This window comes from Rathayibacter rubneri, assembly GCF_023743255.1.
Taxonomy (GTDB): Bacteria; Actinomycetota; Actinomycetes; order Actinomycetales; family Microbacteriaceae; genus Rathayibacter; species Rathayibacter rubneri.
Genome location: NZ_JAMRYM010000008.1, coordinates 40,923 through 65,414 on the forward strand (window position 1 = coordinate 40,923; position 24,492 = coordinate 65,414).

Below are 24,492 nucleotides of genomic sequence, written 5' to 3' on the forward strand. Positions count from 1 at the left end.
GACTCCCCTACCGTGACCGACGAGACCCGCCTCCCCCGAACCACCGTCAAGAAGCTCGCCGCGCTCGAGGACGGACCCGTCCGCGTGTCCGGCTGGGTCGAGACCGTGCGCGACCAGAAGAAGGTGCAGTTCGTGGTCCTCCGCGACGAGTCCGGCGCCGTGCAGCTGGTGAACCCGGCCGTCCGCGAGGCCGAGGAGGGCGACGAGGTCGCCACCGCGAAGCTCGCGATCACCGAGGAGATCTCGGGCCTCGCCCAGGGCTCCTTCGTCACCGTGACGGGACAGCTCAAGCACGACGAGCGCGTGAAGCTCGGCGGCATCGAGGTGAAGCTCGAGACGCTCGAGATCGTCGCCGCGTCGATCCCCGAGGCGCCCATCGCCCCCGACTCCGGCATCGACAAGCGCATGGACTGGCGCTTCCTCGACCTTCGCCGCCCCGAGCAGAACCTCATCGCCCGGGTGCAGACCACCTTCGAGCACGCGCTGCGCACCTACTGGATCGACAACGACTTCATCGAGATCCACACCCCGAAGCTCATGGCGAGCGCCTCGGAGTCGCGCGCCGAGCTCTTCGAGGTCGAGTACTTCGAGACCAAGGCCTACCTCGCGCAGAGCCCGCAGTTCTTCAAGCAGATGGCGCAGCCCGCGGGCTTCGGCAAGGTGTTCGAGGTGGGGCCGGCCTTCCGCGCCGACCCGAGCTTCACCTCCCGTCACGCGACCGAGTTCACGAGCGTCGACTCCGAGGTCTCGTGGATCGAGTCGCACGAGGACGTCATGGAGTTGCACGAGCAGCTGATGGTCGCCGGCCTCACCGCCGTCGTCGAGAAGCACGGCGCCGAGGTGAAGGCGCTCTTCGACATCGACCTCGAGGTGCCCACCACGCCGTTCCCGCGCATCCCGCTCGCCGAGGCCAAGCGCATCGTCGCCGAGCGCGGCTACGAGGTGCCCCGCGCCGACGACGACATGGACCCCGAGGGCGAGCGCCGCATCGCGGCCTACGTGAAGGAGGAGTTCGGCCACGACTTCGTGTTCCTGACCGACTACGCCTCGAGCATCCGGCCGTTCTACCACATGCGCCGCGAGGGCGACGGCGCGATCACCAACAGCTACGACCTCATCTACAACGGCGTCGAGATCTCGACCGGGGCGCAGCGCGAGCACCGCGTCGACGTGCTCGTCGAGCAGGCCCGCGAGAAGGGCCTCGACCCCGAGGAGCTCGGCTTCTACCTCGACTTCTTCCGCTACGGCGTCCCGCCGCACGGAGGATTCGGCATGGGCCTCTCCCGCGTGATCATGCTGATGCTGCACCAGGCGAACCTGCGCGAGGTCACCTACCTCTTCCGCGGCCCGTCGCGCCTGCTGCCGTAGGGCACCGTCCACCGAGGGAACCCCGGACCGTCGAGACCGCCAGGAGCACCTGGTTCCCTCGACGGTCCGGGGTTCCCTCGCGTCCGGGCACCGGGCGTCAGCGCGGGAGGCGCTCGTACGGCACGCGGCGGCTGAGCCAGGCCAGCAGGCCTGCGACGACCGCCGCGAGCACCGCCGGCACGAGCAGGAGCCACAGGCTCGACGCCACCGCCACGAGCAGCAGCGCGACCGCCGCGAGCCCCGCGCCGAGCGCGAAGTTCCAGCGGACGTCCGTGGTCACGCCGGCCTCGGGCCTCGCCCACATCACGACCAGGGCCAGCGCGAGCGGTCCGAGGAGCAGGCCCAGCACGAACCAGCGCCAGCGCGAGCGGCCCTTCTGCTCCGCGAGCCCCGCGGTCACGAGCGCGAAGCCGATCCAGATCCAGCCGGTGTCGTTCCAGGTCGTCCCCATGCCCGGAGCCTAGGGGCTGGTCACCGGGGCGGGAGGACCATCAGGTCGAGGTAGTCGGCCAGGCACGCGACCATGTCGACCGCGTCGCGCTCGAGCAGCCACTGCAGCTGGATCCCGTCCCACAGCGCGATGATCGACGCGGCGACCCGGTCGGGGTCGGCCCCCTCGCGCAGCCGCCCCTCGGCCTGCAGGGCGCGCAGGTCGTCGGCGTAGCCCTGGCGGAGCGTCCGGAAGCGCCGGGCGAAGAACTCGCGGCCCGGATGATCCGCCGTCGTCGAATCGCCGCACAGCACCGCGTAGAGCTCGATCACTCCGGGGGCCGTCTCGTTGTAGCGGGTCTGACGGAGGATCCCCTCGACCATGCTCTCGCCGGGGTCGGGCGGGGACGAGCCGTCGCCGGTGATCTCGTCGCGGTGCTCGAGCACCGCCAGCAGCAGGTCGGTCTTGGTCGGGAAGTAGTGCAGGAGGCTCGTCTGGCTGAGGCCGACGCGGTCGGCGACCTCCTGCAGCGATCCGCGGGCGTAGCCGCGGGAGGCGAAGACGGCGTGGGCCGCGTCGATGATCGCGCGGCGGCGCTGCGCCGACTTGGCGTAGGGGCCGCGGCGGGGGCGGACGGGCTCGACGGTCTCGGACACGACGGCTCCCTCCGCTGCTCGCGAGAGCGGATGCCGCCCTCAGGCGGCCAGCGTACCCCGCGCTCCAGCCGCCCTCACACCAATTTCGAGCGGATACTCGATTTTGTGGTAGCGTCCGATCCACCGGGCCGGGAGACCTCCCGGGCACCCACCCACGACGAAGTGAGGGACAGTGACGCCGTTCACACGGAGACAGCTCATGGCCGCCGGACTCGGCACGGCCGCACTCGGGACGCTGGCGGCCTGCGCCACCCCCGGCACCACCTCGGTCAACACCGCGCCGGCGATCCCGGCCGCGAGCGGACCGATCCGCCTGCAGTACTGGGCCTGGCTGAAAGACCTGCAGAAGGTCTGCGACGTCTGGAACGCGTCGCATCCGGACGTCCAGGTCGACGCCGTCTGGATCCCCGGCGGCAACGCGGGCGGCTACCAGAAGCTCTACTCGGCCCTCGCGGCCGGCGGCGGTCCGGACATCGGCCAGGTCGAGCTGCGCTCGCTGCCCGAGTTCATGCTCGTGAACGGGCTGGTCGACCTCGAGCGCTACGGCGCCGCCGACTACGCCGATCTCTACGACCCGACCCTCTGGGGGCAGGTCAGCTACTCCGGGGGCGTCTACGGGATCCCGCAGGACAGCGGTCCGATGGCCTTCTTCTACCAGCCGGAGGTGCTCGAACGCGTGGGCGCCGAGCCGCCGCGCACCTGGGACGACTGGGCCGCGGTCGCCGCCGAGCTCCGCGGCGCCGACTCCTACATCGACTGCTTCCCCCTCGCCGACGCCTCCGTCTTCGCGGCCTTCGCCACGCAGGCCGGTGCGCAGTGGCTGACCGCGGAGGAGGACGGCTGGGTCATCGACATGACCGACGAGGCCACGACGCAGGTCGCCTCCTTCTTCGACACCGCGATCGATCAGGACCTCGTCGAGACCGGCTACGGCGCCTACTCCCCCGCGTGGTTCGCGGCGGCGGCGACGGGCGGCATCGCCTCCTGCACCACGGGCAGCTGGGGCGACGCGCTCATCCAGGGCGTGAGCGGCGGCGCGGGCAAGTGGCGCGCGGCGCCCATGCCCGTCTGGGGCGGCACGGGCTTCGGATCGAGCTTCCTCGGCGGCTCGACGGCCGCGGTCTTCGCGAGCAGCGCGCACCCGAAGGAGGCGCTCGAGTTCGCCGTCTGGATGACCACGTCGCAGGAGGGCATCGACGCGATGATCGCGAACAGCGGCATCGGCTGGTCGCCCGCGGTCGGCGAGATCGGCACGGCGCGCAAGGGACCGAGCGAGTTCTTCTCGGGCCAGAACTACACCGAGGAGGTCCTCGTGCCCGCCTCGCAGCAGCAGAACCCCGACTGGTCCTGGTGGCCGGTCACCCAGCAGTCCTTCAACATCCTCAGCGACGGCTTCCGGAAGAAGGCGTCGGGCACCAGCCTCGTCGACGCGGTCGCCGAGGCCGAGAGGCAGATCATCACGGTCTTCGAGAACAAGGGCCTCAGCATCAGGAAGGCCTCCGCATGACCACGACGACCTCTCCCGCCGCCGCCGCCGCCGCCGCGGTCGCGGCCACCGGCGACACCGGGAACCGGAAGCGGAGCGGAGCCGTGGGCCGCGCCCCGTGGATCCTGCTCGCCCCGTTCCTCGCCCTGTTCGTCCTCACCTTCCTCCTCCCGATCGTCGTGGCCATCGGCTCGAGCTTCACGAAGGTGACCCGCTCGGGGCTCTTCGGCGAGGCGGGGGTGACGACGGAGTTCGCCGGCTTCTCGAACTACGCGCAGGCCCTCGCCGACGGCAACTTCCTCGCGTCGATCGGCCGCATGCTCCTCTTCGGCATCGTCCAGGTGCCGGTGATGATCGCGCTCTGCACCGTGCTCGCGCTGATGCTCGAGTCGGCCTCGGCCCGGTTCCCCGGCTTCTTCCGCGCGGCCTACTTCCTCCCCTACGGCGTGCCCGGGGTGATCGCGACGATCCTCTGGTCGTTCCTCTACGTGCCCGGGCTCAGCCCGATCATCGACGCGGCGAACGTGGTCGGCCTCGAGCCCGACTTCCTCGGCGCGGACTCGGTGCTGTGGTCGATCGCGAACATCTCGCTGTGGAGCTACACCGGCTACAACATGCTGATCATCGTCGCGCAGCTGAAGGCGATCCCGGTCGAGCTGTACGAGGCGGCGAAGGTCGACGGAGCGTCCACCCTCCGCGTCGCGCGCAGCATCCAGCTGCCGCTCATCCGCCCGGCGCTCGTGCTGACCACGATCTTCTCGATCATCGGCACCCTGCAGCTCTTCGCCGAGGCGCAGGTCCTCAAGACCGTCGCGCCCGCGATCGACAGCCAGTACACGCCGAACCTCAGCGCCTACACGACCGCCTTCGCCTACAACGACTACAACGTCGCCGCCGCGCAGGCCGTCCTGATCGCCCTCGTCGCGTTCGTCCTCTCCTTCACGTTCCTCTCGATCTCGAACAGGAAGTCCTCATGAGCCAGGCGACGCGCGACACCGTGCAGCCCACGACCACCGGGGTGGTCACCGCGAACCGGCCCGTGAAGTCCGGGCGCGGCCCCGACCGCTCGGCCGGCCGCCACCGCGCCTCCACGATCATCGTCACGGCGGTCCTCGTGATCGTCGCGGTCTACTTCCTCGTCCCCGTCTACTGGGTCGTGGTCGCCGCCACCAAGACCACCGAGGACCTCTTCGCGACCTACGGCTTCTGGTTCGCCCCCACGTTCGCGCTCTGGGACAACCTGAGCCAGGTGCTGACCTACGACGGCGGCATCTTCGTCCGCTGGTTCCTCAACTCGGTGCTGTACGCCGGGGTCGGGGCCCTGCTCGCGACGTACCTCGCCGCGGCGGGCGGCTACGCGCTCGCGAAGTACGAGTTCCGGGGCGACCGCCTCGTCTTCGGCACGATCCTCGCGGGGGTGCTCGTGCCCGGCACCGCGACGGCCCTGCCGCTGTTCCTGCTCTTCAGCCAGATGGGCATCGCGAACACCTACTGGAGCGTGCTGATCCCCTCGCTGGTCTCGCCGTTCGGCCTCTTCCTCTGCCGCATCTACGCGCAGGCGACGGTCGACACCGCGATCATCGAGGCGGCGCGGATCGACGGGGCGAGCGAGCTGCGGATCTTCCACACGCTGGGGCTGCGCATCCTGACGCCGGCGCTGGTGACGGTGTTCCTCTTCCAGCTGGTCGGCATCTGGAACAACTACTTCCTGCCGCTGGTGATGCTCTCGGACACCGAGCTGTTCCCGATCACGCTGGGGCTGAACAACTGGCTCAGCCAGGTCGACCGCCTGCCCGAGTTCTACGAGCTGACGACCGGCGGCGTGCTGCTGTCGATCATCCCGCTGGCGATCGCGATGGTCGTGCTGCAGCGCTTCTGGCGCGGAGGTCTGACCGAGGGCTCGGTGAAGTAGCGGCGCGCGGAGGAAGGGCGATCCGGAGGGGGTGGAGGAGCCCCCCGGGGTCTCACGCCAGGGGGCTCCCGTGTGGCGGTGGAACGGTCTCGCTCTCCCGCTCGCCGGCGTATGACCGCCGGCGGACCGCGGGGTCTCCCGCGCGCGGCCGCCGCGAGTCTGCACCGCCAAGCCGGGAATGAGCCGAGTCCGAGAGGCGAGCGCGGGCAGGATGGGCGCATGTCCGCCAGCGCCGCCCTCGTCGTGATCGCGGCGCTCGTCGCCTTCGTCGCGGGGGCCCTCCTCGATGCCGTGCTCCGGCGCATGCCCCGCGTCGAGCGGGGCCTGCCGCCCGGTCGCTCCTCCCCGGCCATCGCGGTGGCGACCGGAGCGGCGAGCGCCGTGGGTGCGGCGGCACTCACGGCGACGAGCCCGCCGAGCGCCGTGCTCGCCGTCCTCGTGCTCCTCACGGTCGTGGGCGTGCACCTGTCCGCGATCGACCTCCGGCACCGGCTGCTGCCGAACGTGGTGGTCGTCCCCGCGATCGCGGTCGGCGGGCCGCTCGTCCTGATCGCGAGCCTCGTCGACGGACGGCCCGGCGACGGGCTCCGCGCGCTGCTGGGCGGGCTGGCCCTGTTCGCGGTCTACCTGGTGCTCGCGCTGATCTCGCCCGGCGGCCTCGGGATGGGCGACGTGAAGTTCGCCGCGGTGATCGGCACGATGCTCGCCTCGCGCGGCTGGAGCGAGCTGCTCGTGGGCGCCGCCGGCGGTTTCGCGCTCGCGGCCCTCGCCGCGGCGGTGCTGCTGCTGACGGGTCGAGCCCGTCGCGGCACGCCGGTGCCGTTCGGCCCGATGATGCTCGTCGGGGCCGTGGCGGTGCTCGCGCTCTCCCCCTGACGCGGAGGGACGGATCGTCAAGTGCTTTGTCCCCCGGAAGGGTACGAGACGAGCCGGGTGATCTCTCTATCATCAGTGATGCCGCAGAAATGAATACAGCCGAATCAATTCGGCGGGCACTCGATCACCCCCGTGATCCGGCTCCTTCTCTGCAGCAGCACCACTGGTATTCGCGCGATCGGTCTCACACTGGGTCGTCGAATTCCTGCTCCCCTTGTAAACCGGTCTCGCTCACCCCATCTCGGAGGTTCACCATGCTCTCTCTCCTCATCACCCTTCAGTCTCTCGTCGCCACCGCGAAGGACCGTCTCCGCGAGGAGCAGGAGGGCGCGACCGCCGTCGAGTACGGCCTGCTGGTGGGCCTGATCGCCGTCGTGATCATCGTCGTCGTCGTCCTCCTCGGACCGCAGTTGGCGAGCATCTTCGCGGATGTCAGCAACAAGCTGCCCGCCGCGACGGCCACCCCGACGACCCGTCCGTAGGTCCGGTTCAGCAGGGGAAGGGTGCCGCGGCCTCCGCGGCACCCTTCCCCTCTTCCGCTCCGATCCGGATCATGGCCATGTCTCTGCGATTCCGCGAGGAAAAGGGCGCGGTCGCTCTGGAGTTCGCGCTAGTGCTCCCGATCCTGATGGTGATACTCGTCGGGATCATCGAGTTCTCGCTCCTTTTCACCGCGCAGACCACTCTGACGAATGCCGCCAGAGAAGGCGCGAGGAGCATGGCTCTCCATAACGATCCCGCTCGAGCGAGAAGTGCCGTCAAAGACTCGGCCTTCTACTTGTCCCCCGCTCTCACCGATGCGCAGATCTCCGTCTCTCCGACCACCTGCACCGCGGGTGCCCGCGGCACGACGACGATCCACTACCAGTACCACCTGATGACCGGTCTCTTCGGCGACGGCATCACCCTGACCGGGAAGGCGGCGATGCGATGCGGCGGCTGACCTCGCGCCTCGCCGATGAGCACGGCGCCGTCGCGATCATCGTCGCGGTCTCGATGGTCGTCGTGCTGGCGTGCGCCGCCCTGGCGATCGACATCGCCCGGCTGAACGTCGAGCGCGCCGAGCTGCAGAACGGCGCCGACGCGGCCGCCCTCGCGGTGGCGCAGAGCTGCGCGGCGACCCCGTGCACGACGGTGGGCGCGAAGGCCGCGGCCGTCGCCCTCGCCGCGACCTACGCCGACGCGAACGCCGGCGACGGGGCGTCCGGATCCACCACGACCTTCCCGAGCGCCGGCTCGGTGCGCGTCACGACATCGGCGAAGGACGGCTCCACCGGCGCCGGCTCGCTGGCGACGGTGTTCGCCCCCGTCTTCGGCGTCAAGTCCCTCCAGGTCGGCGCCTCCGCCACCGCCTCGTGGGGCAGCCCCGCCGCCGGGGAGGCGGTTCTCGCGCTGGCCTTCGCCCCCTGCGTCTTCCAGCTCGACGGCGCCGTGCAGGTGATCAGCATGCACGGCGACTCCGGGGGCACCGCCTGCCAAACGACGAGCCCGTCCGGTCAGCTCCTCCCGGGCGGCTTCGGCTGGTTGCTCGACCCCGCCGGCACCTGCAAGGCGCGGGTCGACATCACGAAGCCCGCGCCCGTCTCGGGCAGCACCGGGGTGAGCCTGCCCACTGGCTGCGCCGCGCAGCTGTCGGGACTCGGCGGCACGACCGTGCTCCTCCCCGTCTACTCGGACAAGGGCGGGACGGGCTCGAGCGGCTGGTACACGATCCGGGGATTCGCCGCCTTCCAGGTGCTCGGCTGGAACTTCCCCGGCATGAGCTGGAACAACCAGACGTATCCCGGTGCGCAGTGCAAGGGCACGTGCAAGGGCATCATCGGGAAGTTCAAGTCCTTCGTCTCACTCGACGACGCGTTCACCCTCGGCGGCGAGAACCTCGGCGCCGCCATCATCACCCTGTCGGACTAGGACCCCCTGCCCCGTGAAGCTCCGCATCCTCTTCGCGATCCTCGGATTCGTGCTCGCCGTCGTCGGCGTGATCGCCGTGACCCTCTACACCAGGGGCGCCGACCAGCGAGCTCTCGAGGATCAACAGCCGGTCGACGTCCTCGTCCTCTCCCGTGACGCCCCCGCAGGCACGCCCTCCGAGCAGCTGTCGGAGTACCTGGAGGTCAAGGCGCTCCCGCAGGCGGCGGTCGCCGCCGGCGCCGCGACCACGCTCGACGGCCTGGGCGGACTCGTCACCTCGGTCGATCTCGTGACGGGGGAGCAGCTGCTGACCGTGCGCCTCGTGTCTCCCGACGCGCTCGAGGTGCCCGGTCGTGTCGATGTGCCCGCCGGTCTGCAGGAGGTGACCGTCATCCTCGGCCCCGAACGGGTCGTGGGCGGGGCTCTGGCGCCCGGCGACACCGTCGGCATGATCCTCACGGTGAGCGAGAAGACGCACATGCGGCTGCAGAAGGTGCTCGTGACGACGCTGCAGGGTCTCGGCTCCGCAGCGGAGGACGACACGAGCGGAGTTGAACCGCTGCCCGCCGGATCGGTCTACGTCACCTTCGCGGTGTCAGGCCCCGACGCGGAGCTGATCGTGAGCGCTGCCCAGTCGAGTTCGATCTGGCTGACGAAGCAGTCGGAGGACACCGACACCGGCGGAACCCGGATCATCACCCCTCAGGAGCTCCTCCAGTGACACGCTTCCTCGCGGTGACCGATTCCGCCACCTTCGTCGACCGTGTCTCCGCCGCCCTCGCCGGGGACGACGACTCCGGAGTCACCGCCCTCCCCGCGGCCGCGACCGGTCTGCGTCCCGAGGCGATCCTCCCGCCGCCTGGCGACGACCCGGTCGACGTCGTCCTGATCGGTCCCGGAGTCGAGAACGGGACGGCGCTGCGCTTCGCTGCCGCCCTCGACACCGCCTTCCCGCGGATCACGCTCGTCCTCGTCGCCGAGCCCGACCCCGACCTCGCGGTCGCCGCGATGAGGGCCGGCATCCGGGACGTCCTCTCCCCCGACGCCGACGACGACTCCCTCGGCGACGTGATCCGCCGGTCGAGCCGGGCCGCCCAGGCGCGGATCGGCGATCGTCCCGCGGCCCCCCGCGGCGGTCGGGAGAAGAAGGTCATCGTCGTCCTCTCGCCCAAGGGCGGGGTGGGCAAGACCACGCTCTCGGTCAATCTGGCCGTCGCCCTCGGCAGTGCCGCTCCGCTCTCGACCGTCCTCGTCGACCTCGACGCCCAGTTCGGCGACGTCGCGAGTGCGCTGGGCCTGGATCCGGTGCACACCCTCCGCGACGCGGTCGGCCCGGCCGCGTCCTCCGACCTGCTGGTGCTCAAGGCCTACCTGTCCGTGCACGAGGCGGGCTTCTACTCCCTCGCCGCTCCGATCGACCCCGCCGACGCCGACCGCATCTCGTCCGACGCGGTGACGCACCTGCTGCGGCAGCTCTCGTCCGACTTCGCCACCGTCGTCGTCGACACCTCGGCCGGGCTCACGGATCACACGCTCGCCGCCCTCGAAGTGGCGACCGACGCTCTGTTCGTCACGGCGATGGACGTCCCCGGGGTCCGAGGGCTCCGCCGCGAGCTCACCGTGCTCGAGGAGCTGGGCCTCCTGCCCGAGAACCGCCACCTCGTCGTCAACCTCGCCGAGAAGAAGTCGGGCATCACGGTGAAGGACATCGAGGCCACGGTCCGCATGTCGGTCACCGCGGTCCTGCCCCGCTCGGCCGACCTCGCGCTCGCGACCAACACGGGCAGGCCGCTGCTCCTCGCGAAGCGCCGCTCCAGAGCGGCCGTGCTGCTCGCGCGGCTCGCGGGCGCGTTCACGGGTGCCGAAGGCACCGCACAGCAGAGAAGGGTCAGGATCCAGTGAGCCTCGCCGAACGCCTCGCCTCCAAGCACGCCGGGCGCGACGCCCCGCACCTGCCCGTCGCCTCCCCGCCTCCCGCCCCCGAGCAGGAGCCCGATCCCGAGACGGACCGGCAGCAGGACGAGCGCGAGCGGGTCGACGGACTGCTCGCCCTCAAGAGCAGGGTCGGCGACGAGCTCTTCCGCAGGATGGGCTCGCGCCTGAACGACCCGACGCTCGCGGAGTCGGACCTGCTCGGGCAGGCGCGCGACATCCTGGGCGAGATCGTGGACGCCGAGTCCGCTCCGCTCACTCCGGAGGAGCGTCAGCGCCTCGTCGCGCAGATCGCCGACGACGTGCTCGGCTTCGGGCCGCTGCAGCCGCTCCTCGACGACCCGACGCTGACCGAGATCATGGTCAACGGGCACGAGCAGATCTTCGTCGAGCGCAGCGGCCGACTGACGCTGAGCGGCACACGCTTCCGGTCGGAGGCGCAGCTGCGCGCGGTGATCGAGAAGATCGTCACCCGCGTCGGACGACGGATCGACGAGTCGTCACCGCTGGTCGACGCCCGGCTCGAGGACGGCTCGCGCGTGAACGCCGTCATCCCACCCCTCGCCGTGAACGGGTCGTCGTTGACCATCCGCAAGTTCTCGCGCGACCCGCTCACGGTGTCCGACCTGATCGGCTTCGGCTCGGTGACCCCCGAGATGGGCGAGCTCCTCGACGCCTGCGTACGCGCGCACCTCAACATCATCGTCTCGGGCGGCACCGGCACCGGCAAGACGACCCTGCTCAACGTCCTCTCCTCCTTCATTCCCCACGGCGAGCGCATCATCACGATCGAGGACGCGGTGGAGCTGCAACTCCAGCAGACGCACGTGGTGCGGCTCGAGAGCCGGCCGGCGAACATCGAGGGACGCGGCGAGGTCTCGATCCGCGAGCTGCTGCGCAACTCCCTCCGGATGCGTCCCGACCGCATCGTGGTCGGCGAGTGCCGCGGCGGCGAGGCGCTCGACATGCTGCAGGCCATGAACACCGGTCACGACGGCTCGCTGTCGACCGTCCACTCCAACTCGCCGCGCGACGCCATCTCGCGACTCGAGACCCTCGTGCTGATGGCGGGGATGGACCTCCCCCTCCGCGCGATCCGCGAGCAGATCGCCTCGGCGGTGGACGTCATCGTGCAGCTCACCCGCATGCGCGACGGCAGCCGCCGCGTCACCCACGTCACGGAGGTGCAGGGCATGGAGGGCGACGTGGTCGTGCTGCAGGACGCCTTCGTCTTCGACTACGCCGGAGTGGACGCGTCGGGCCGGATCCAGGGCGCCCCGGTCGCGACCGGAGTGCGTCCGCGCTTCCTCGACCGCTTCGCCGAGCTGGGCATCGAGGTCTCGCCTCGGGTCTTCGCGCCCCCGATGCCCGGCCAGCGCCGATGATGGCGGTGCTCGGCGTCGTGCTCTGTTACGCCGCCGTGCTCGTCGTGGTCTTCGGAGTCTTCGGCTCCTCGGCCCCCCGCCTCCCCCTCGAGCGGCGGCGTCCCGACGCCGGCGCCGGGAACTCCGGTCTCTCGCAGCTGACCCGCTCGACGAGCGACGTCATCTCGGCCGCTCTCACGAGACGGGGATGGACGGAGCGGCTCGCCGACGCGCTGCGCGAGGCGGGACTCTCGCAGACGCCCTCGGAGCTCCTGATCCTTGTGTCCGCGGCCTCCGTCGTGGCTTTCCTGCTCGGGCTGCTCGCCGGGTCCGCCGTCGTCGGAGTCGCGCTCGTCGCCGTCGTCATCGGCACCACCGTCGCCCTCCTCCGCATCCTCGCCGACCGCCGCCGGCGCCGGTTCGCCGACCAGCTCGACGGCACGCTCCAGCTGCTCGCGAGCGGACTGCGCGCGGGCCACTCCTTGCTGCGCGCGATCGACGCCGCCTCCCGGGAGTCGGAGGCACCGACGGCGGAGGAGTTCGCCCGCATCGTGAACGAGACCCGTCTCGGCCGCGACCTGAACGTGTCCCTGGCCCAGACCGCCGAGCGGATGCGGAGCGAGGACCTCAGCTGGGTGGGGCAGGCGATCGGCATCCACCGCGAGGTGGGCGGCGACCTCGCGGAGGTGCTCGACCAGGTGGGCAGCACGATCCGCGAGCGCAACCAGATCCGCCGTCAGGTCTCGGCTCTCGCGGCCGAGGGGAAGATGTCCGTCTACATCCTGATGGCGCTGCCGTTCGTCGTCCTCGGCGTCCTGAGCCTGACCAGTCCGTCGTACGTGATCAAGTTCACGGAGCACTGGCTGGGCTACGTGCTGATGGTGGTCGCCGCGATCATGTTCGTCATCGGCGGCCTCTGGATGCGCCGCGTCATCAATTTCAAGTTCTGAGGGGCGACACCGTGCTCATCGCCTCGCTGTGCCTGCTCACCGCGCTCCCGCTGCTGTTCGCCGCCCTCGCTCCCGTCGGCGGAGAGCGCACCGCCGCCCGCCGCAACCTCATGCAGGGGCTCGTCCAGGAGGCGGCCGACACCCGCTCGGCCGCCGACCGGTTGGAGCGGATCGCGAGGAGGCTGCTGCTGCCCGGGGCGCTCCGACGGCTCGACCGCCTCCACGCGCACGCCGGGCGTCCCGCCGCCTGGCCGCTGGCGCGGGTGATCCTCGCGAAACCCCTGCTGGCGCTCGTCGCCGCGGGGGCCGCCGCCCTGGTGATCACGCGCCAGCCGCCGCCGATCCTCGTCCTGGTCCTCGTCGCGATCGTGGCCGTGGCGTACTTCGTGCCCGATCTGCTCCTGCACAGCCGCGGACTCGAGCGGCAGGCCGCGATCGCCCTCGAGCTCCCGGACACCCTCGATCAGATGCTCATCGCCGTCGAGGCCGGACTGGGCTTCGAGGCGGCGATGGCCCGGGCCGGCGACAACGGCAAGGGGCCCCTCGCCGAGGAGCTGGTGCGCACCCTCCAGGACATGCGCGTGGGCATGACGCGTCGCGACGCGTACCGGGCGCTGGAGCTGCGGACCTCGGTGCCCGACCTGCGCAGCTTCGTCCGCGCGATCGTGCAGGCCGACGTCTACGGCGTCTCGGTCAGCGGGGTGCTGCGGACGCAGGCGAAGGAGATGCGGTTGAAGCGCCGGATGCGCGCGGAGGAGAAGGCGATGAAGATCCCCGTCAACATCCTCTTCCCGCTCATGCTGTTCATCCTGCCGGTCCTCTTCATCGCGGTGCTGGGGCCGACCGTGATCTCGATCATCACCATGTGAGGACTCGAAATTCGAGCGTCCACTCGACATTGTGCTAGCGTCCGAGACGGCGCAGCCGCACGAGGCGGAGGCGTCCCCCACGACGACGTGACGGCTCGACTCCGCTCGGATGCTGAGGCGCGCGGCGCCGCAGCGCTCCGGCGCGGCGGCCTGACGGAAGGCTCCGTGAAGTGACCCCGACCTCGGCTCCCGAGCACTACCTCACCGACACCGGCCCCGGTCGGGGCCTGCGCCGCCGGGCCCGCTCGTGGCTCCACTCCGACGCCCCGTCGATCGCGCTCGACGGGCAGTGGCGCTTCCGCCTGCTGCCGGCCGCGCCCGGCACCCTCGGCGGACTGGACGTGCTGCCCGAGGGCGAGGGAGTGGACGACGTCGGCTCCGAGTCCTTCGACGACTCCGCCTGGGACTCGATCCCGGTGCCCGCGCACTGGGTGCTGCAGGGCGACGGCCGCTACGGCCTCCCCGCCTACACGAACGTCCGGTTCCCCTTCGCGACCGAGCCGCCCTTCGTGCCGGACGAGAACCCCACCGGCGACTACCGCCGCACGATCGAGGTCCCGGAGTCGTGGAGCGGCGCCGAGGCGGTCGTCCTGCGCTTCGACGGGGTCGAATCGCGCTACCGGGTCTGGGTCAACGGCGTCGAGATCGGCATCGGATCCGGCAGCCGCCTCGCGCAGGAGTTCGACGTCACCGGGGCCGTGCGTCCGGGCGAGAACCTCGTCGTGGTGCGCGTGCACCAGTGGTCGGCGTCGAGCTACGTCGAGGACCAGGACCAGTGGTGGCTGCCCGGGATCTTCCGCTCGGTGCACCTGCTCGCCCGCCCCCTCGGCGGGCTCGAGGACGTCTGGGTGCGCACCGGCTACTCGGACGGCACGGGCACGATCGACGCCGAGCTGACCGCGTCGCCTGAGGCGTTCCCCGTCGTCCTGCGCGTCCCCGGGCTCGGCCTCGACGTCGAGTGGGCGAGCGCCGACGACGTCGCTCCGATCGCCCTCGACGCCGTCGAGCCGTGGTCGGCGGAGTCGCCGCACCTGTACGACGCCGAGATCGCCTCCGCGGGCGAGACCGTCTCGCTCCGCCTGGGCTTCCGCACGGTCGAGATCCGCGGCGACCGCTTCCTGGTGAACGGCGAGCGCGTCGTCTTCCACGGCGTGAACCGGCACGAGACGCACCCCGATCGCGGGCGCGCCTTCGACGAGGACTCCGCCCGCGAGGACCTGGCGCTGATGAAGCGGTTCAACGTCAACGCGATCCGCACCAGCCACTACCCGCCGCACCCGCGGCTGCTCGACCTCGCCGACGAGCTCGGCTTCTGGGTCGTCCTCGAGTGCGACCTCGAGACCCACGGCTTCGAGCGCTGGGGCTGGGCCGGGAACCCGAGCGGCGACCCCGCCTGGCGCGAGGCGTACCTCGACCGCATCGAGCGCACCGTCGAGCGCGACAAGAACCACCCGAGCATCGTGCTCTGGTCGCTCGGCAACGAGGCGGGCACCGGAGCGAACCTCGCCGCGATGTCGGCGTGGGTGCACGGCCGCGACCCCGAGCGCCCGGTGCACTACGAGGGCGACTACACCGGCGCGTACACCGACGTGTACTCGCGGATGTACTCCTCGGTGCCCGAGACCCGGCAGATCGGCGACGACGCGTCGCGCACCACCCTGCTCGGCTGCTCCCCCGGAGAGTCCGCGCGCCAGCGCTCCAAGCCGTTCCTGCTCTGCGAGTACGTGCACGCCATGGGCAACGGACCCGGCGCGATCGACCAGTACGAGGACCTCGTCGAGCGCTACCCGCGCCTGCACGGCGGCTTCGTCTGGGAGTGGCGCGACCACGGGCTCCGCGCCCGCACCGCCGACGGCGTCGAGTACTGGGCCTACGGCGGCGACTTCGGCGAGGTCGTCCACGACGGCAACTTCGTGATGGACGGCATGGTCCTCTCGGACAGCACCCCGAGCCCGGGCCTGTTCGAGTGGAAGCAGATCGTCGCGCCCGTGCGCACGCGCCTCGACGAGGACTCCGTCGTCGTCGAGAACCGCCGCCACGACGCCTCCACCGCCGACCTGCGCGTGCTGTGGCGAGCGGAGGTCGACGGCCGACCCAGCGCCGAGGGCGTGCTCGAGACCGGAGTGATCGCCGCGGGCGGCTCCACGACCCTGCCGCTGCCCTCGGTCGAGGTCGCGGCCGCCGGGGAGACCTGGCTGAGCGTCGACGTCGTCCTCGCCGCCGCGACCGCGTGGGCCCCCGAGGGGCACGTCGTGCACACCGCGCAGCGCCGCCTCTCGGCCCCGGCACCGCAGCCCGTCTGGGTGCGCGCCCGCCGCGGCGGCGCCCTGGGCGAGGACTCGGCCCTCGGCGTGGCGCGCTTCGGCGGCGGACGGCTGCGCTCGCTGGCCGGCCTCGCCGTCGACGGTCCGCGCGCCGAGCTGTGGCGCGCCCCCACCGACAACGACGAGGGCGCCGGATTCCCCGCGTACGTCAGCGGCGACCCGAACGCGGGGGACGGACGCGGCGTTCCCGCTCCGTCCTCGGCCGTCCGCTGGCGCGAGGCGGGCCTGGACCGCCTCGTCCCCCGCCTCGAGAGCCTCGACACCTCGGACGGCCTCCGCCGCCGCACCCGCTGGTCGGCCGCCGACCTCGACGCCGCGCTGCTGCTGGACGAGCACTGGACGGCCGACGGCGACGGAGTCGTCCTGCGCGCCGCCCTCGCACCGACCGGCCGCTGGGACCTCGTCTGGCCGCGCCTCGGGCTCACCTTCGAGCTGCCCGCTTCGATCGACCGCGCCGACTGGTTCGGCACCGGGCCGCTCGAGTCCTATCCCGACAGCCTCCGCGCCGCCCGCGTGGGACGCTTCTCGGCCGGGATCGACGCGCTGACGACCCCGTACGCGCGACCGCAGGAGAGCGGGCACCGCTCCTCCGTGCGCGACCTGCTGCTCGCCGAGGCGGGGTCGCCGCGCCTCCGGATCGAGGCGGCGCGCGATCTGCACGGTCGCCTGCCCGGATTCACGCTCGCCCGGCACACTCCGCAGCAGATCTCCGCCGCGCGGCACCCGCACGAGCTGCCGGAGTCGACCCGCTCGGTCCTCACGATCGACGCCGCCCAGCACGGCCTCGGCTCCCGGGCGTGCGGCCCGGACGTCTGGCCCGACTTCCAGCTGCGGCCCGAGGCGCGCACGATCCTGCTGCGCTTCAGCGCGGCGGAGTGAGGCGGCGCCGGGCCCCGCACGAACGGAACGCCCGCGGGACCTCGTCGTCCCGCGGGCGTTCCGCGTCCTGCCCGGCGCGCGCGCCGGTCCGATCACTCCTGCGGTCGGATCACTCCTGCGGCTGGTGCGGCAGCGGACCGCCGATGAGGAGGTCGCTGTTCTCGCGGCGGCGGCGCAGCACGACGGCGGTCACGAGACCGGCGAGCAGGATCGCGACCAGCAGGCCCGCGCCGATGGTGAGGCCGACGCCGGCCGAGAGTCCGCCGGAGCCGTCCGCCGAGGCGGGCGAGACCAGACCCGACTTGGCGGTCGTGATCGCGATGCCGCAGACCTGCGACGCGTCCGGCACCTCGACGGAGGAGCCGCTCTCGGGGTACGCGATCGTCACCGCGGCGGTGCGCCCCGAGACGGAGCCGACGGCCACGATGCAGTACACCTCGGCCGTGGGCTCCTTCACGACCGCGTCGCCGAGCGCGAGGTCGGACCAGCCGAGCGCGTCGACCCGGACCGACAGCGCTCCGGCGGCGAGCTCGGCGCGGACGCCGGTCGTCGTGAAGGCGCCGACCGACACGGTCTCGATCGGGCCGAAGCCCCAGACGGCGCCGCGGGGCGAGCCCGCCTCGCTGCTGGTGGACTCGCGCGGCTCGACGAGCACACCGGGCGCGGTCGAGGCCGCCAGCGAGAACGTGGTCGAGGCCGAGGAGCCGCGGTCGCCGGTGACCTGCACCGTGTAGGCGCCGATGGAGGAGAGGGCGGCGGCGGGGACCACGGTCGAGCCGGTGCTGGTCGTCTCGCCGTCCTGGCGGCCCTCGACGGTCAGCGGCGTCTCGGTGCCCGAGGGAGCGCGGAGGACCGCCGTGGCGGACTCCTCTCGCTGGAAGCCGGCGTACGCGGCACCGACCCCGTAGAAGCGGGCCAGGTCGACGGTCAGCGCACCCGGATCCACGCCTGCGTCGCGGGTGAGGTACACGGAGACCGCGGGAGCGGTGGCCTCGGCGGCCGGCTGGCCCTCCGCGGCGGGCGCGGGCGCGGCGGCCGGGTCGGCGGCCGACGTCGAGAGCAGGGTGCGGCCCGGAGCGGAGGAGCGCGGCGCGCTCGACCCGGCCTCGGTCGTCGCGGTGCCGCCGGCGGCACCACCGCTCGGAGCCTGCGGCTGAGCCGGGCGAGGGTTGGCGGGAGCAGGGTTGGCCGGTGCGGGGTTCGCGGGAGCGGGGTTCGCCGGCGCGGGGTTCGCGGGAGCCGGGTTCGCGGGAGCCGGGTTCGCCGGCGCCGGGTTCGCGGGTGCCGGATCGACCGGCGTGACCACCGGAGGCGAGGGGTTGGTGGGCGGCACGGGGTCCACCGGATCAGTGCCGGGATTCACCGGACCGACGGGTCCCACCGGATCGGCCGGCCCGGGATCGACAGGCCCGGGGTCCTCGGGTCCGGGATCCACAGGTCCGGGATCCACCGGACCGGGGTCGACAGGACCCGGATCGACAGGACCGGGATCGACGGTCCCCGGGTCCACCGGCGCCGGGATCTCCAGGGGTGCACTCGCAGCCCCGCCCGGTTCCAGCTCGGCCGCCTGCGCGGAGGCCGGCAGCGCGAGTCCCGCGACGAGCGCCGCCAGGACGAGCGCGGAAGCCGCGGTGCGGCGACGCTGACGTGACATGGATGTTCCTCCCCCGCGAGACGCAGCCTGCACCCCGGAAACAGGGACAGGCGTCCCCGGGAAAGAGACTATGCGGGATGGGCGCGCCATCACCGTCCGATCCGTCCCCCTTCTGCGGGGTCCGCTACAACGATCGCATCACGACGGCCGTGTCGGAGCGGTCGCGGAGTCGCTCAGACCTCGAAGTCGACGCAGGCCCTCTCGCGCACGAGCGGGCGGATGAAGCCCGCGACGCGGCGGTGGTCGGGGTGCTCGACGTACGCGTTCAGCGCGTCGGCGTCGGCGTAGTCCGCGATGAGGACCATGTCGAAGTTGTCCTTCGGGAAGAGCGAGTTCTTCCCGATCGTCATCGACTCGATCTCGGGGATGATCGGCAGGAGGCTGCGCAGGGCGTCCGAGATCTGCTCGGTGTGCTCGGCCCGCTGGGCGGGGTCGACGGCGTTCAGCTTCCAGGCGACGACGTGGCGGATGGTCATGCGTGCTCCAGGAGTGCTCTGCGGAGGCGGACCGGGTCGATGCGCCAGTAGTTGTGGACGCGACCGTCGATCAGGAGGACCGGGATCTCCTCGACGAACCGCTCGTGCAACTCGGCGTCGTCCAGGATCGAGACCTCGGACAGCGAGACGGCCGGAGCCGCGTCGTCGTGCTCGAGGTCCGCGAGGACCTGCTGCACCACCGCGCGGGCGTCGTCGCACAGATGGCAGCCGGGCTTGCCCACGAGAGTCAGCGCGACGTCCACCATGCTCCCAGTTTAGAGGAGCGGCGCTCGAGGCCGGGACGGCCTGGCGCGCGAGCCGGCAACGCAGACGAGCGCCCGATCCCGGAAGGGGAGCGGACGCTCGAAGGGGAAGGAGGCCTCGGCCTACTTCTTGTTGCGACGCTGGTGACGAGTCTTGCGAAGCAGCTTGCGGTGCTTCTTCTTCGCCATACGCTTGCGACGCTTCTTGATAACAGAACCCACGAAGACCTCACAACGTTCAGGGGGGTCGACCGCCCGACGGACGGCCGCTTACGAGAAAATGCCTCACGCGAGCTTACACGACCGAGCGGGCGGCCGGGTCACGCGCCTAGCAGACCCCCCGTCGACGGCCGGGACGACACGCGTCACTTGCGGATGCGCAGCGCCTCCGCCACCTTCGTCGCCCCCTCGCTGACGCCGCGCTGGATGTCCTGCACGACCGCGCTGACCTGGTGGGTGCGCTCCGCCAGCGCCCGGCCCAGCGACTCCGCCCGGGCCGCGGCCGTCGCGTCCAGCAGCGCCGGCTCGTCGACGGCGTCGGCCTCGAGGAACGGCAGCAGCCAGTCCTCGACGACCTCGAGCGGCGCGTACTGCAGGGCGTAGAAGCGGTGCTGCCCGCTCTCGCGGACGCTCACGAGCCCCGCCTCGCGCAGCACCTTCAGATGCTTGGACACGGTCGGCTGGCTGAGCTCGAGCCGCGCGACGATCTGCGAGACGCTGATGCCGGCGGCGCCCGCCTCCCGCTGCTCGAGCAGGAGGGAGAGGATGTCGCGGCGGGTGCCGTCGGCGATCACCGCGAAGATGTCTGGCATGCGCCCAGGGTAGTCAGCCCTCCTCGCCGCGTCGCGGGTCGTCGCTCCCCCGCCCCGTCCCGGCGCCCCGAGGGCGACGCGGCGAGCGGGTAGCATGGCCGCGATCGAGTGGAGGATCCGCCGTGGTCATTCGCCAGCAGTTCCGCAGCCCCGTCGGGGTGTCCCCCGTCTCCCCGTGGTCGGGCTTCGAGCGGGCTCGCGACCTCATCGACGACTTCGCCGGCCGCTCCCCCTCGCGCTTCGCGATCCTGATCTTCTCGGCGCTGATCCTGGTCTTCACGCTCCTCTTCTCGCTGCCGGTCTCGACGACCGCCGGCGAGGTCACTCCGCTGCACGACGCGTTCTTCACCGCCATGTCGGTCATCTGCGTCACGGGCCTGGCCACCGTCGACATGGCGACGCACTGGTCGGCGTTCGGCCACTCGATCATCTTCATCGGCGTCAACATCGGCGCCCTCGGCGTGCTCACCCTGGCGTCGATCATGGGCATGGCCGTCTCGCGCCGCCTCGGCCTCCGCGCCAAGCTCATGGTCGCGAGCGACTCGAACCCGCTGCGGATCCACTCGGGTCCCGTCGCCGAGGGCCAGGCGGTGCGGCTCGGCGAGATCGGCGGGCTGCTCACCACGGTGGCCGTGAGCGCCGCGGTGATCGAGATCGTCGTCGCGCTCCTGCTGTTCCCGCGGATGCTGATCGACGGGATCCCGATCGGCGAGGCGGTGTGGCACTCCTTCTACTACTCGGCGATGGCGTTCACGAACACCGGGTTCTCGCCGAACGCCGCCGGGCTCACCCCGTTCGAGGACGACTACTGGTTCCTCGGGATCCTGATGATCGGCGTCTTCCTCGGCTCGATCGGCTTCCCCGTCATCTACGCCTTCTCGCGCGGCTGGCGCCGCCCGCGCAAGTGGTCGGTGCACGTCAAGCTCACGCTCGTCACCTCGCTGATCCTGCTGGTCGCCGGGGCGGCGCTCTACATCGTGCTCGAGTTCGACAACCCGAGGACCTTCGGGGTGCTCGACGCGGGCGACACCGTCTTCCAGTCGTTCTTCCTCTCGACGATGACCCGGTCGGGCGGCTTCTCGACCATCGTCATCCCCGACCTCAACGGCTCCAGCCTGCTCGTCACCGACATGCTGATGTTCATCGGCGGAGGCTCGGCCTCGACCGCGGGCGGGATCAAGGTCACGACGCTCGCGATCCTGTTCCTCGCCGCGTTCGCGGAGGCCCGCGGCACCAACGACATGGAGGCGTTCGGCCGCCGGATCCCCAACGACGTCCTGCGTCTGGGCGTCTCGGTCGTGCTGTGGGGGGCGACCACCGTCGCCGTCTCGTCGGTGGTCATCCTGCACATCACGAAGGCCTCGCTCGACTACGTGCTGTTCGACGTGATCTCGGCCTTCGCGACGTCGGGGCTGTCGACGGGACTCACGGCGGAGCTCCCGCCGTCGGGCGTCTACGTGCTGGCGCTGACGATGTTCATGGGCCGCGTTGGTACCGTGACTCTCGCCGCCGCGCTCGCCGCGAGTCAGCGGAGGCAGTTGTTCAGACGACCGGAAGAGAGGCCCATCGTTGGTTGACCGCATCAGGTACGACGCCCCGGTGCTGGTGATCGGCCTCGGGCGCTTCGGTGCCGCCACGGCCGGCCAGCTCGATCGACTCGACCGCGAGGTGCTCGCCGTCGACGCCGACGCCGGGCTCGTGCAGAAGTGGTCCGAGCGCGTGACCCACGCGGTCCAGGCGGATGCGCGCTCGCTCGACGCGCTCGCGCAGATCGGCGCCCAGGACTTCCAGGTCGCCGTCGTCGCCGTCGGCTCCTCGATCGAGGCCTCCGTCCTCATCACCGCGAACCTGGTCGACCTCAAGATCCCGCAGATCTGGGCGAAGGCGATCTCGCGCTCGCACGGCAAGATCCTCGAGCGCATCGGCGCCAACCACGTCATTTACCCCGAGGCGGAGGCCGGCGAGCGCGTCGCGCACCTCGTCTCGGGCCGCATGCTCGACTTCATCGAGTTCGACGACGACTTCGTGCTCGCGAAGATGTACCCGCCCAAGCCCATCCGGGGCCTCACGCTCACGGAGTCGGGGGTGCGCCGCAAGCACCGCGTCACCGTCGTCGGCGTCAAGAGCCCGGGCAAGCCGTTCACCTACGCCACGGAGCAGACGGTGGTCTCGAACCACGACCTGATCGTCGTCAGCGGCACCCCGAGCGACATCGAGCGCTTCGCGGCCCTGGGCTCGTAAGGCGGGGCTCGCGCCGTCTCAGGACGCGGCGAGCTCGCGCGCCCGGGCGAGCGCCGCGTCCGTCGCCCGGGTGAAGAGCGAGGCGAGACCGGCCTCCTGCAGCACGGCGATCGCGCGCTCGGTCGTGCCGTTCGGGCTCGTCACCCGGCGGCGCAGCTCGGCGGGCTCCTCGCCCGAGTGCACGAGGAGCTCGGCCGCACCGAGGAAGGTGCCGGTCACCATGGTCGCGGCCTGCTCGGGCGTGAACCCCTTGTCGACGGCCGCCGCGATCAGCTCCTCGATCAGGAGGAAGACGTAGGCCGGCCCCGATCCCGAGATCGTCGAGAGCGCGTCGAGCTGCGACTCCGGCACCTCGACCACCTCGCCGACGGTCTCGAAGAGGCGGCGCACGAGCGCGAGGTCCTCGTCGCTCGACCGCGTCCCGGCACTCAGCCCGGTGACGGCCCGGCCGACGACCGCGGGCGTGTTCGGCATCGAGCGCAGCACGGGCACGCCACTCGGCAGGCGGCTCTCGAACGTCGCGACGGTGACCCCCGCTGCGACGCTGACGACGACCGTGCCCGGGGCGAGCGACCCGGCGATCTCCTCCAGCAGCGCCGGCACCATGTGCGGCTTCACGGCGACGAGGACGACGGAGGCGCCCGCGACGGCCCGGCGGTTCGCCTCGGCGTCGTCCTCGGTCGCGAACGCGGTGACCACGGGGTGGTCCCTCCACGCGGCGGCCTTCGCGGCGTCGCGGTTCGTCACCCGGACACCGCCCTCGATGCGGACGCCGGGAGCGAGCAGACCGCTGAGGATCGCACCGCCCATCGAGCCCAGGCCCAGCACGGCGATGGAGGGGAGCAGAACGGTGTCGTCGGTCACCCGCCCATCCTACGAAGCGCGGCGACGACGGACCCGGAGGGGGTCCTCGCCCGACCGACGGGACCCTAGGATGATCCGACCACCGACCGGCACCACCCCGGATCCCCGAGGAGACCACGTGAGCGCATCCGATGCCGGTGGAGCCGCCGCCGCGGCCGCAGGTCACGCCCGACTCCCGGTCCCCTCGCGCGAGAGCGTCGGCTGAGGTGCCGCGCGCGCTGGCGATCGTCAACGAGCGGGGAGCGGGCCTGGGCGTCCTCGAGCCGATCCTCCGGGAGCAGGGCTGGAGCGTCGACGCTCTGGCCGGCACCGACCTGGGCTCCGTCGACCTCGACGAGCCGGACCTGGTGGTCACCCTCGGATCCAGTGCCGGCGTCTACGAGACCGCCCGCCATCCCTTCATCGCGCCCGAGATCGCCCTGCTGCAGGACCGGCTGCACCACCGCCGCCCGACGCTGGGCATCTGCTTCGGCGCCCAGCTGATCGCCGCCGCCCTCGGCACGGATGTGCACCCGGGGCCGACCCGCGAGGTCGGATTCCGCTCGATCGAGCCCACCGCCGAGGGGATGCGGTCGCCGCTGCGCCACGTCGCGGGCGTGCCCGTGATGCAGTGGCACGGGGACACCTTCGCCCTTCCCGCCGGGACGACGCTCCTCGCCTCCTCCGCGGCCTACGAGGTCGAGGCCTTCGGCGTCGACGAGTGGCTGCTCGGGGTGCAGTTCCACCCGGAGCTCACCGGCGCGATGGCCGGTCGCTGGCTCGAGGGCGACGCCGAGTACGCGGCCGCGGCGGGCTACACCGAGGCCCAGCTCGGCGACGACGTGCGCGAGGGCCGCTTCGAGCGGATGCGCGAGGCGACCGGGCTCGTGCTCACGGAGTGGCTCGCGGGGCACTCGCGCGACTGAGCACCCGGTACCTCAGCGCCGCGCGCGGAAGAAGTCGAGGAGCAGGCTCGTGCTCTCCGGCGCCCGGAGCCCCGGGTACACCTCGGTGACGTGCGTGTGCCTTCGGTCGCGGAGGAGGTCGTGCAGCGAGCCCACCGCCCCCGCCTTCTCGTCCCACGCGCCGAACACGACCCGGTCGAGGCGCGCGGCCAGGATCGCCCCGGCGCACATCACGCAGGGCTCGAGGGTGACCACGAGCGTGCACCCCGTGAGCTGCCAGTCGCCCCGGGCGGTCGCCGCGTCCCGCAGCGCCACGATCTCGGCGTGCGCGGTCGGATCGG

At 71.8% G+C, this 24,492-nt stretch carries 26 protein-coding genes; 17 read left to right on the forward strand and 9 right to left on the reverse strand.

Annotated elements, in window-relative coordinates; genetic code table 11:
• The first annotated feature begins 12 nt into the window (after positions 1 to 12).
• Positions 13 to 1,368: an aspartate--tRNA(Asn) ligase gene (gene aspS, locus NB037_RS04135; protein ID WP_251943976.1), complete on the forward strand. Its 1,356-nt coding sequence runs from the start codon at positions 13 to 15 to the stop codon at positions 1,366 to 1,368.
• Between the two features lie 97 nt (positions 1,369 to 1,465).
• Here the strand turns inward: aspS and NB037_RS04140 are convergent, their stop codons facing one another.
• Together NB037_RS04140 and NB037_RS19795 are read right to left on the reverse strand one after the other, a co-directional pair.
• Positions 1,466 to 1,819 carry a hypothetical protein gene (locus NB037_RS04140; protein WP_251943979.1) on the reverse strand — a complete coding sequence of 118 codons (354 nt, stop codon included), beginning with the start codon at positions 1,817 to 1,819 and terminating at the stop codon, positions 1,466 to 1,468.
• 20 nt (positions 1,820 to 1,839) lie between these two features.
• Positions 1,840 to 2,454 (reverse strand): TetR/AcrR family transcriptional regulator, encoded by a 615-nt coding sequence (locus NB037_RS19795; RefSeq protein WP_251943982.1) that lies wholly within the window; start codon positions 2,452 to 2,454, stop codon positions 1,840 to 1,842.
• 172 nt (positions 2,455 to 2,626) lie between these two features.
• On the opposite strand from NB037_RS19795, the gene NB037_RS04150 reads away from it, so the two are divergent.
• The 13 genes from NB037_RS04150 to NB037_RS04210 all read left to right on the forward strand — a co-directional run bounded on the left by NB037_RS04150 (position 2,627) and on the right by NB037_RS04210 (position 16,957).
• The gene (locus tag NB037_RS04150; RefSeq protein WP_251943985.1) at positions 2,627 to 3,961 is read left to right on the forward strand and encodes an ABC transporter substrate-binding protein; all 1,335 of its coding nucleotides are present in this window, start codon (positions 2,627 to 2,629) and stop codon (positions 3,959 to 3,961) included.
• A complete protein-coding gene (locus tag NB037_RS04155; protein ID WP_251943987.1) occupies positions 3,958 to 4,917 on the forward strand; it encodes a carbohydrate ABC transporter permease in 960 nt (319 codons plus the stop codon). The genes NB037_RS04150 and NB037_RS04155 overlap by 4 nt, the downstream gene beginning before the upstream one ends.
• Complete coding sequence (locus NB037_RS04160; RefSeq protein WP_251943990.1) at positions 4,914 to 5,852, forward strand: carbohydrate ABC transporter permease; 939 nt, start codon at positions 4,914 to 4,916, stop codon at positions 5,850 to 5,852. The genes NB037_RS04155 and NB037_RS04160 overlap by 4 nt, the downstream gene beginning before the upstream one ends.
• Positions 5,853 to 6,071: 219 nt before the next feature.
• A complete protein-coding gene (locus tag NB037_RS04165; protein ID WP_251943994.1) occupies positions 6,072 to 6,728 on the forward strand; it encodes a prepilin peptidase in 657 nt (218 codons plus the stop codon).
• A gap of 254 nt (positions 6,729 to 6,982) precedes the next feature.
• Positions 6,983 to 7,210, forward strand: a complete 228-nt coding sequence (locus NB037_RS04170; RefSeq protein ID WP_251943996.1) for a Flp family type IVb pilin — start codon at positions 6,983 to 6,985, stop codon at positions 7,208 to 7,210.
• 71 nt (positions 7,211 to 7,281) lie between these two features.
• A complete protein-coding gene (locus NB037_RS04175) occupies positions 7,282 to 7,671 on the forward strand; it encodes a TadE/TadG family type IV pilus assembly protein (RefSeq protein WP_251943998.1) in 390 nt (129 codons plus the stop codon).
• Entirely contained in the window at positions 7,659 to 8,639 is a 981-nt protein-coding gene (locus tag NB037_RS04180) for a pilus assembly protein TadG-related protein (RefSeq protein ID WP_251944002.1), read from the forward strand. The genes NB037_RS04175 and NB037_RS04180 overlap by 13 nt, the downstream gene beginning before the upstream one ends.
• Positions 8,640 to 8,652: 13 nt before the next feature.
• On the forward strand, positions 8,653 to 9,360 hold the full coding sequence (cpaB, locus tag NB037_RS04185; RefSeq protein WP_251944005.1) for a Flp pilus assembly protein CpaB: 708 nt from the start codon (positions 8,653 to 8,655) through the stop codon (positions 9,358 to 9,360).
• Complete coding sequence (locus NB037_RS04190) at positions 9,357 to 10,541, forward strand: CpaE/TadZ family protein (protein ID WP_251944008.1); 1,185 nt, start codon at positions 9,357 to 9,359, stop codon at positions 10,539 to 10,541. Before cpaB ends, NB037_RS04190 begins: the two co-directional genes overlap by 4 nt.
• Positions 10,538 to 11,956: a TadA family conjugal transfer-associated ATPase gene (locus tag NB037_RS04195; RefSeq protein ID WP_251944011.1), complete on the forward strand. Its 1,419-nt coding sequence runs from the start codon at positions 10,538 to 10,540 to the stop codon at positions 11,954 to 11,956. The genes NB037_RS04190 and NB037_RS04195 overlap by 4 nt, the downstream gene beginning before the upstream one ends.
• The gene (locus NB037_RS04200; RefSeq protein ID WP_251944030.1) at positions 11,956 to 12,885 is read left to right on the forward strand and encodes a type II secretion system F family protein; all 930 of its coding nucleotides are present in this window, start codon (positions 11,956 to 11,958) and stop codon (positions 12,883 to 12,885) included. Before NB037_RS04195 ends, NB037_RS04200 begins: the two co-directional genes overlap by 1 nt.
• An 11-nt stretch (positions 12,886 to 12,896) precedes the next feature.
• A complete protein-coding gene (locus NB037_RS04205; protein ID WP_251944013.1) occupies positions 12,897 to 13,754 on the forward strand; it encodes a type II secretion system F family protein in 858 nt (285 codons plus the stop codon).
• Positions 13,755 to 13,924: 170 nt separating this feature from the next.
• Complete coding sequence (locus NB037_RS04210) at positions 13,925 to 16,957, forward strand: glycoside hydrolase family 2 TIM barrel-domain containing protein (RefSeq protein WP_251944015.1); 3,033 nt, start codon at positions 13,925 to 13,927, stop codon at positions 16,955 to 16,957.
• 109 nt (positions 16,958 to 17,066) lie between these two features.
• On the opposite strand, the gene NB037_RS04215 is transcribed toward NB037_RS04210, so the two are convergent.
• The 5 genes from NB037_RS04215 to NB037_RS04235 form a co-directional block, all read right to left on the reverse strand.
• The gene (locus NB037_RS04215; protein ID WP_251944016.1) at positions 17,067 to 18,290 is read right to left on the reverse strand and encodes a hypothetical protein; all 1,224 of its coding nucleotides are present in this window, start codon (positions 18,288 to 18,290) and stop codon (positions 17,067 to 17,069) included.
• Between the two features lie 494 nt (positions 18,291 to 18,784).
• Entirely contained in the window at positions 18,785 to 19,087 is a 303-nt protein-coding gene (locus NB037_RS04220) for a Dabb family protein (protein ID WP_251944018.1), read from the reverse strand.
• Complete coding sequence (locus tag NB037_RS04225; RefSeq protein ID WP_251944020.1) at positions 19,084 to 19,353, reverse strand: glutaredoxin family protein; 270 nt, start codon at positions 19,351 to 19,353, stop codon at positions 19,084 to 19,086. Before NB037_RS04225 ends, NB037_RS04220 begins: the two co-directional genes overlap by 4 nt.
• 120 nt (positions 19,354 to 19,473) lie before the next feature.
• Entirely contained in the window at positions 19,474 to 19,572 is a 99-nt protein-coding gene (locus tag NB037_RS04230) for a 30S ribosomal protein bS22 (RefSeq protein WP_003792170.1), read from the reverse strand.
• A gap of 143 nt (positions 19,573 to 19,715) precedes the next feature.
• Positions 19,716 to 20,162: an ArsR/SmtB family transcription factor gene (locus tag NB037_RS04235; protein WP_251944021.1), complete on the reverse strand. Its 447-nt coding sequence runs from the start codon at positions 20,160 to 20,162 to the stop codon at positions 19,716 to 19,718.
• A 158-nt stretch (positions 20,163 to 20,320) separates the two neighbouring features.
• On the opposite strand from NB037_RS04235, the gene NB037_RS04240 reads away from it, so the two are divergent.
• Together NB037_RS04240 and NB037_RS04245 are read left to right on the forward strand one after the other, a co-directional pair.
• On the forward strand, positions 20,321 to 21,739 hold the full coding sequence (locus tag NB037_RS04240; protein WP_372490694.1) for a TrkH family potassium uptake protein: 1,419 nt from the start codon (positions 20,321 to 20,323) through the stop codon (positions 21,737 to 21,739).
• A complete protein-coding gene (locus NB037_RS04245) occupies positions 21,732 to 22,403 on the forward strand; it encodes a potassium channel family protein (RefSeq protein WP_055790397.1) in 672 nt (223 codons plus the stop codon). Before NB037_RS04240 ends, NB037_RS04245 begins: the two co-directional genes overlap by 8 nt.
• 18 nt (positions 22,404 to 22,421) lie before the next feature.
• Here the strand turns inward: NB037_RS04245 and proC are convergent, their stop codons facing one another.
• Complete coding sequence (gene proC, locus NB037_RS04250; RefSeq protein ID WP_308202046.1) at positions 22,422 to 23,267, reverse strand: pyrroline-5-carboxylate reductase; 846 nt, start codon at positions 23,265 to 23,267, stop codon at positions 22,422 to 22,424.
• Between the two features lie 206 nt (positions 23,268 to 23,473).
• On the opposite strand from proC, the gene NB037_RS04255 reads away from it, so the two are divergent.
• Positions 23,474 to 24,172, forward strand: coding sequence for a glutamine amidotransferase-related protein (locus NB037_RS04255; RefSeq protein WP_251944023.1), 699 nt, complete (start codon positions 23,474 to 23,476; stop codon positions 24,170 to 24,172).
• Positions 24,173 to 24,184: 12 nt separating this feature from the next.
• Here the strand turns inward: NB037_RS04255 and NB037_RS04260 are convergent.
• Positions 24,185 to 24,492, reverse strand: a 308-nt coding sequence (locus NB037_RS04260; RefSeq protein WP_251944024.1) for a nucleoside deaminase, incomplete at its 5' end; no start/stop codon positions are given.

Bases quoted from the DNA above. Each gene is read 5' to 3' on its own strand.
- NB037_RS04140 (WP_251943979.1), bottom strand. From the start codon at position 1,819: ATGGGGACGACCTGGAACGACACCGGCTGGATCTGGATCGGCTTCGCG.
- NB037_RS04155 (WP_251943987.1), top strand. From the start codon at position 3,958: ATGACCACGACGACCTCTCCCGCCGCCGCCGCCGCCGCCGCGGTCGCG.
- NB037_RS04160 (WP_251943990.1), top strand. From the start codon at position 4,914: ATGAGCCAGGCGACGCGCGACACCGTGCAGCCCACGACCACCGGGGTG.
- NB037_RS04165 (WP_251943994.1), top strand. From the start codon at position 6,072: ATGTCCGCCAGCGCCGCCCTCGTCGTGATCGCGGCGCTCGTCGCCTTC.
- NB037_RS04170 (WP_251943996.1), top strand. From the start codon at position 6,983: ATGCTCTCTCTCCTCATCACCCTTCAGTCTCTCGTCGCCACCGCGAAG.
- NB037_RS04175 (WP_251943998.1), top strand. From the start codon at position 7,282: ATGGCCATGTCTCTGCGATTCCGCGAGGAAAAGGGCGCGGTCGCTCTG.
- NB037_RS04180 (WP_251944002.1), top strand. From the start codon at position 7,659: ATGCGGCGGCTGACCTCGCGCCTCGCCGATGAGCACGGCGCCGTCGCG.
- NB037_RS04200 (WP_251944030.1), top strand. From the start codon at position 11,956: ATGGCGGTGCTCGGCGTCGTGCTCTGTTACGCCGCCGTGCTCGTCGTG.
- NB037_RS04220 (WP_251944018.1), bottom strand. From the start codon at position 19,087: ATGACCATCCGCCACGTCGTCGCCTGGAAGCTGAACGCCGTCGACCCC.
- NB037_RS04225 (WP_251944020.1), bottom strand. From the start codon at position 19,353: ATGGTGGACGTCGCGCTGACTCTCGTGGGCAAGCCCGGCTGCCATCTG.
- NB037_RS04235 (WP_251944021.1), bottom strand. From the start codon at position 20,162: ATGCCAGACATCTTCGCGGTGATCGCCGACGGCACCCGCCGCGACATC.